This window comes from Komagataeibacter xylinus (genome assembly GCF_004302915.1).
GTDB classification, from domain to species: domain Bacteria; phylum Pseudomonadota; class Alphaproteobacteria; order Acetobacterales; family Acetobacteraceae; genus Komagataeibacter; species Komagataeibacter xylinus_C.
Genome location: NZ_QQBI01000068.1, coordinates 1 through 6,099, shown reverse-complemented (window position 1 = coordinate 6,099; position 6,099 = coordinate 1). Strand labels below are relative to the sequence as shown.

4 protein-coding genes are annotated in these 6,099 nt (G+C 64.6%); 2 read left to right on the top strand and 2 right to left on the bottom strand.

Annotated elements, in window-relative coordinates; all coding sequences use genetic code 11:
- Positions 1 to 549: 549 nt before the first annotated feature.
- Complete coding sequence (gene hpnH / locus DV027_RS16805; protein WP_130732957.1) at positions 550 to 1,731, top strand: adenosyl-hopene transferase HpnH; 1,182 nt, start codon at positions 550 to 552, stop codon at positions 1,729 to 1,731.
- A 131-nt stretch (positions 1,732 to 1,862) separates the two neighbouring features.
- Positions 1,863 to 3,152 carry a hemolysin family protein gene (locus DV027_RS16800; RefSeq protein WP_130732956.1) on the top strand — a complete coding sequence of 430 codons (1,290 nt, stop codon included), beginning with the start codon at positions 1,863 to 1,865 and terminating at the stop codon, positions 3,150 to 3,152.
- Between the two features lie 93 nt (positions 3,153 to 3,245).
- Here DV027_RS16800 and DV027_RS16795 read toward each other — a convergent pair whose 3' ends face one another.
- Together DV027_RS16795 and DV027_RS16790 are read right to left on the bottom strand one after the other, a co-directional pair.
- Positions 3,246 to 5,231 carry a lytic transglycosylase domain-containing protein gene (locus tag DV027_RS16795; RefSeq protein ID WP_130732955.1) on the bottom strand — a complete coding sequence of 662 codons (1,986 nt, stop codon included), beginning with the start codon at positions 5,229 to 5,231 and terminating at the stop codon, positions 3,246 to 3,248.
- Positions 5,232 to 5,412: 181 nt separating this feature from the next.
- Positions 5,413 to 6,099: uracil-DNA glycosylase (locus DV027_RS16790; RefSeq protein ID WP_130732954.1), on the bottom strand; the 687-nt coding region annotated here is incomplete at its 5' end.

The window sequence follows — 6,099 nt, the reverse complement described above, 5'->3', positions numbered from 1 at the left end:
TTGAGCTGCTCGACCGAGAGGTTGCGCATGTCGTGCGGCCACTGCACCCGGTCAAGCTGGGCGTAGCGCCCAAGGGTCGGAATCGCGGGTTTGGTCTGATCCATGATGTTCGCGTCCATTGTTCTGTGTCGGCCCTTGCCCATATGGGAGGAACCGACCCGGTTTTCGGTTAGGCCCCACGCCCCGGCAAGGGGCCGGGCGGGGCTGCCCCGGCGGCGATGAATGGCGGCTCATGGCAAACAGACCATGGCGACCTTAGCGTAATCGCGATGTGTTACTCCGGTTAGGCGTGCAAATACAGTCTCTAATTCCCTGACTGTTGTTAATTGGCAACACTGAAGGCAATAGCAATTGAATACAGGATGGTTTCTGTCCTATACCCTCGCGAAAGGCTTCATGTGTCGTACAAGTTCGCATTCTCGGCATGCTCTGTGTGCACGGCTGAGTGATGTTGGGCTTGTTTTCTTGTAGGTGGATGTGTCCATAGTCCGACCTACCAGACTTGAAATATGAGACCGGCGGTTGGGCCGGTGCAGGAGCAGAGGTTTCATGGCCGTTCCTATTATGCAGGCAGTCCGCGTCGGCGCCTATGTTGTCAAGCAGCATGTCACGCGGCGTAAACGTTATCCGCTCGTGCTTATGCTCGAGCCCTTGTTCCGCTGTAACCTGGCCTGCGCCGGTTGCGGCAAGATCGACTACCCCGCGCAGATCCTGAACCAGCGCCTGAGCGTGCAGGAGTGCCTTGATGCGGATACCGAGGCCGGTGCGCCCGTTATTGCCGTGGCTGGCGGCGAGCCCCTGCTGCACAAGGAAATGCCCGAGATCATCCGCGGGCTGATCGCGCGCAAGAAGTACGTATATCTGTGCACGAACGCCCTCCTTCTTGAAAAGAAGATGGACGATTACGAGCCGAATCCGTTCTTCTCGTGGGATGTGCACCTTGATGGCGACCCGCAGATGCACGATGCCTCCGTCTGCCAGGACGGGGTGTACGAGCGCGCCGTGGCCGCGATCAAGAAGGCGAAGGCGCGCGGCTTCCGCGTGTCGATCAACTGCACCCTGTTCGATGGGGCCGACCCCAAGCGCATCGCCACCTTCTTTGATGAAGTGATGGCCATGGGCGTGGACGGCATCATGACCGCGCCGGGTTATGCCTATGAGCGTGCGCCCGATCAGGAGCACTTCCTCAACCGGCAGAAGACCAAGCAGCTGTTCCGCGACATCTTCCGCCTGGGCAAGGGCAAGAAATGGCGCTTCACGCAGTCGCCGCTGTTCCTCAACTTCCTGGCGGGCAACGAGCAGTATCACTGCACGCCGTGGGGCAAGCCGCTGCGCAACCCGTTTGGCTGGCAGCGCCCGTGCTACCTGCTGGGTGAAGGTTACGCCAAGAGCTTCAACGAGCTCATGACCGATACCGACTGGGATGCCTACGGCACCGGCAATTACGAAAAATGCGCCGACTGCATGGTCCATTCGGGCTACGAGTCGACTGCTGTGATGGATGCGGTGCGCCGCCCGTGGCACATCGCCAAGGTTGCGCTGTTCGGCCCCGAGACGGAAAAGCCGATGGCGCCGGAAATCTCGCTCGACCACCAGCGCCCGGCTGAGTACGTGTTTACCCAGCACGTCGATGCCAAGATGGCCGAGCTTGCCGCCCGCAAGAAGCCTGCGGCCCCGCCACGCGTGAAGAAGGTCGCGACCCCGGCCGAGACGGCGGACGCAGCCGACTGATTACGCATTCCGGCATCACATCGACCGGATGGTTAAGGGAAGGCGGGGCATATGCTCCGCCTTTTCTTTTGCGCGCGGGTTGGGGGCAAAATATGCCCGCCGGGCTGAATATGCTGTAAGAGCGTGGGATCATGCTTGTTTCCCTGATTGTCATATTGTGCCTCGTTCTGCTCAACGGGCTTTTTGCCATGGGCGAACTGGCGCTGATTTCCGCCCGCCGGGCGCGGCTTGCCATTCTTGCGCGTGATGGCACCAAGGGGGCGGACCGCGCACTGAAACTGGCGGGCGACCCGCAGAGCTTTCTGCCCACCGTCCAGATCGGCATGACGCTGGTCTCGATTCTCGAGGGCACGTTTGGCGGCAATAGCATCGAGGCTGGTGTCAGCCGGTGGCTTTCACACATAGCAGCCCTGCGCTCGATTGCCGATGAACTGGCCATGTTCCTCGTGGTCAGCGCCATTACGGCGGTCATGCTGGTGCTGGGCGAACTGGTGCCCAAGCAGATCGCGCTGCGCCAGCCCGAACTCATTGCCGCCCGCCTGTCGCTGCTGCTGGAGTGGATGGCCTGGTTCACGCGCCCCATCGTGTGGCTGCTTGGCCGCTCATCGGAGCTGGTGCTCAGGCTGATGGGCATTGGCAATGCGATTCGCCAGTCGGTCTCGGTGGAGGAACTGCGCGCCTATATTGCCGAGGGTGCCCAGGCGGGCGTGCTGGAGCAGGAGGAGCGCGACATGATCGAGCGCCTGCTGCGCCTGGCCGAGCGCCCGGTCCGCGCCATCATGACGCCACGCACCGAACTGTGCTGGGTGGAGCGCCATGTGCCGCGTGCGCAACTGCTGCAGGTGCTGCGCTCGACCACCTATTCGCGCATCGTGGTGTGCGAAGGCGGGGTGGACAACCCCGTGGGCGTGATCCTGGCCAAGGACATGCTTGACCGGTTCCTTGATGGCAAGAGCCCCTCGGTCGAGATCGGGCTGCGCCACCCCATCTCGGTGCCTGACACGCTCTCCGCCTTTGACATGCTCGAGCGCATGCGGGCCTCACCGCTGGGCATGGCGCTGGTGCTTGATGAATATGGTTCGTTCGAGGGGATCGTGACCTCATCCGACCTGTTTGGCGCGATCGTGGGCGAGCAGCACGAACCGGGCAATACCCCGCCACAGCGTCTGGCGCATGACGATGTGCTCGTGCTCGATGGCGCCATGCCCGCTGATGAGGTCAAGGACCGCCTCGGCCTGTCCGACCTGCCAGCCGAGGGCAGCTACCACACGCTGGCGGGGCTTGTGCTGGCCCTGCTGCGCCGCGTGCCCGCAAAGGGGGACAAGGTCGTATTCTCGGGCTGGCTGTTCGAGGTGCTGGAAATGGAAGGCCGCCGCGTGGTGCGCGTGCAGGCCAGCCGCCAGCTTCTGGCCGAGAACTGAAGCGGCCAGCCGGAACGTAAGGAAGTTTTGGTAAGGCTTTAGGTTTCAAAAAGAACGCCGCCTTTAAAAAAGGCGGCGCCCAAAATTCTCATCTTAATGGATTGTATGGCCCGCATGGCCGGCCATGGCCATCTCGGCCCCGAAGCCGGGCCATTCATTGCGGCCCATCGCCTCGAGCGAGGGGGCGGCAACACCGAGCCTGTCGGCATAGATCCACAGATAGGTAAAGGCCCGGCGCACATAGTCGCGCGTCTCGCCATTGGGCAGGCTCTCGATATAGAGCAGCGGGTCTTCATCCTCGTCCATCGTCGCACTCCGGCGCGAGATGGCCGAGGGCCCGGCGTTATAGCTGGCCAGCATGCGGATCATGTCGCCGCCCGCGGGCACATGGGTGCTCCCCGCCTGGGTGGAAAGCTGGGCAAGGTAGAGCACGTAGCGCTGCCCTATGTCGAGGTTGGTGGCGGGGTCGTGCAGGTCGGCGGGGCGGCGGGTGAAGCGGTCCTTGTCATGCACCACAAAACCGGCGGTAACCGGCATGACCTGCATCAGCCCATGCGCCCCGGAGCCGGAAACGGCATTGCTGTCGAAATTGGATTCCAGCCGGGTCAGCGCATAGACGAGTGCCGGGTCCATGCGGAAGCCATGCTCGGGCTGGAGCGGCGGCAGCGGGAAGCGGGCGGCGTGGGTACTGTGCTCGCTCTCGTTCGTGTCGATCAGCATGAGCATCTGTGATGCCAGGTCCTTAAGCCCCATGGCATCGGCCACCATCTGGGTGGAATGGCACAGGGCGGCGTCGTTCTGGATGTCGGGCCACAGCCGTCGCAGCGCGGCCTCCGCCCGCTCGCGCTCGCCCACCTGCATCAGGGCAAACGCCCTGCGCCCGGCAGGGGTCGCGGCGACCGCCTCGATATCGATTTCACCCAGGACCGGGCTGCCCGCATGGATGGTCTGCTGGGCTGCCGCAAGCGTCATGTCGGCATCGGTGCTGATGGTATCGGGCGTGTGGGCCGACCGGTTGGCCGGTGAGGCCCGCAGGCCCAGAATCTGTGAGGCCAGAAGGCCATAGAAAGTATGTGGCGCCGCCGCCGCCCGGTGCAGCCAGGGGCGATAGGCTGCCACATCGCCTGTCGCCTGGTGCGCGCGGGCCGCCCAGTAGGCCGCCCCCGCGCGGATGCTGCCTGGCGTCAGGCTGGCGCGCGATGCGGCCTCGAACAGGGGCTCGGCAATGTCGGCGCGGCCCTGCCGCCAGGCGGCCAGACCGGCCACGTAGCCCGCAAGCCCGAGCCGCTGGCCGGATTTTTCAAACGCAGCGCGTGCGATTGACATGGCAAGCCGGTTTTCGCCGCTGCTGAACAGCGTCATGGCAATTTCGGCATGCAGATGGGCGGCATACAGGTCGTTCATGCCCGGTGTGATGGCAATCAGGTGCAGGGCGCTGCGCGCGCCCTTTACGCCCTGGGCCGCGCGCTCGCGCACGGTGCGGTCGAGCATGCTGTTGCGTGTGAACACCCGCAGCGAGGGGTCATCCTCCTCCGGCAGGTGGATGTGCTGCGGCGGGCGGCTGCTGTCCAGCATGTCATGCGCGGGGGCGGGGGGGAGTGGGCCTCCACGCACTGTCGCGGGCATGGCGGCCAGCATGGAATAGATGGCCGGTGAATCCGCAAGGCCCGAGAACGTGCGCAGCCACAGCCGGAGCTGCCCCGCATTGGGGTGATAGGCCGGGTTGAGGTAGCGAGCTGCCAGGATGTCGCCCAGAAGGGTGTCATCATGGATGGAAGCGGTCTCGCGGATGGCGGCATCGAACTTGCCATCGGCCTGCAGGCGGAACACCCGGCGGATGTGGCTGACATCCTCGGGCGAGAGCGGGCGTGGCATCCCGGCGTTACCATGCGCGTGCAGGCGTGGAAGGGCGAGCGCCGTTTCCTCGTTATGGTCGCCATGGCTGGCTGGATCATCGTCCAGCCGGCCGGGCGCCACTGTTTGGGCACGCAACGGCGCGAACGCCGCTCCTGCCAGAAATGCGGCGCCAGCCAGAAAGGCTGCCACCGCGTGATGGGGGGTATTGATTGTCCCTCGCATGGCGAAGCGGATGTAAGCCGTGCGCGCGGGGAAAGCAATAGCTAACGCATTTCGTGGCGGTAAATAAGTTTTCAGAACAGAATGGGGGAACTTATGTAAACACCGTAAAACTTATGCGCAAACAGGAATGAATAGCTAATTTCCGCAGGCTAATATGCCGGAATGATTATGTTAATACCCTTTATGATTTCAAGGGCATGTTTCCGATTGTTTCGCGTATGAGCAGCATGTCCTTCCACGCATCGCGCCGTGCCGTGGCGCTGGCGCGCAACTGGAAGGGATGGCGCATGCAAAGGGCTGGCAGCGTGGTGGCGGGGGTGCCATCTGGGCCGGTGGGCAGGGTGATGTCGCGCCACCGCCCGCGCATGCGCGCGGCCGTGGTGTCCTGCCCCGTGATGAGGGAGACGGCGAGGTTGCCAAGCAGCACCACCCGCCCCGGCCGCGCGAGCACGATGGCGCGCTGGATAAAGGGCAGGCAGATCCGCGCCTCCGCCACCGAAGGCGGCCTGCCGCCGGGCGGCCGCCACGGAATGATGGGGGCGGCGAGCAGGTCGGCGCGGTCAATGCCGATGCTGGCGAACATGGTCGCGACCAGCGCGCCGCCTTCCCCCGCGAAGGGGTGGCCGCTGCGGTCCTCATCCGCGTCCGGCGCCTCGCCAATCAGCATCAGCGGGGCCTGTTCGGGGCCTTCCACGCACACGCTATGGGTGGCGGTGGCCCGTAGCCCGCAGGGCTCGAAGCCGTTTATGGCAGCGCGCAGCGCGGGCAGCGTATCGGCCGCCGCCGCCGCCGCGTGGGCGGCGGCGGCCGCCTCGTCAATCAGCGTGGCGCGCGAGGGCGGCGGGGGCGGGCGATACGCTGCCCGCGC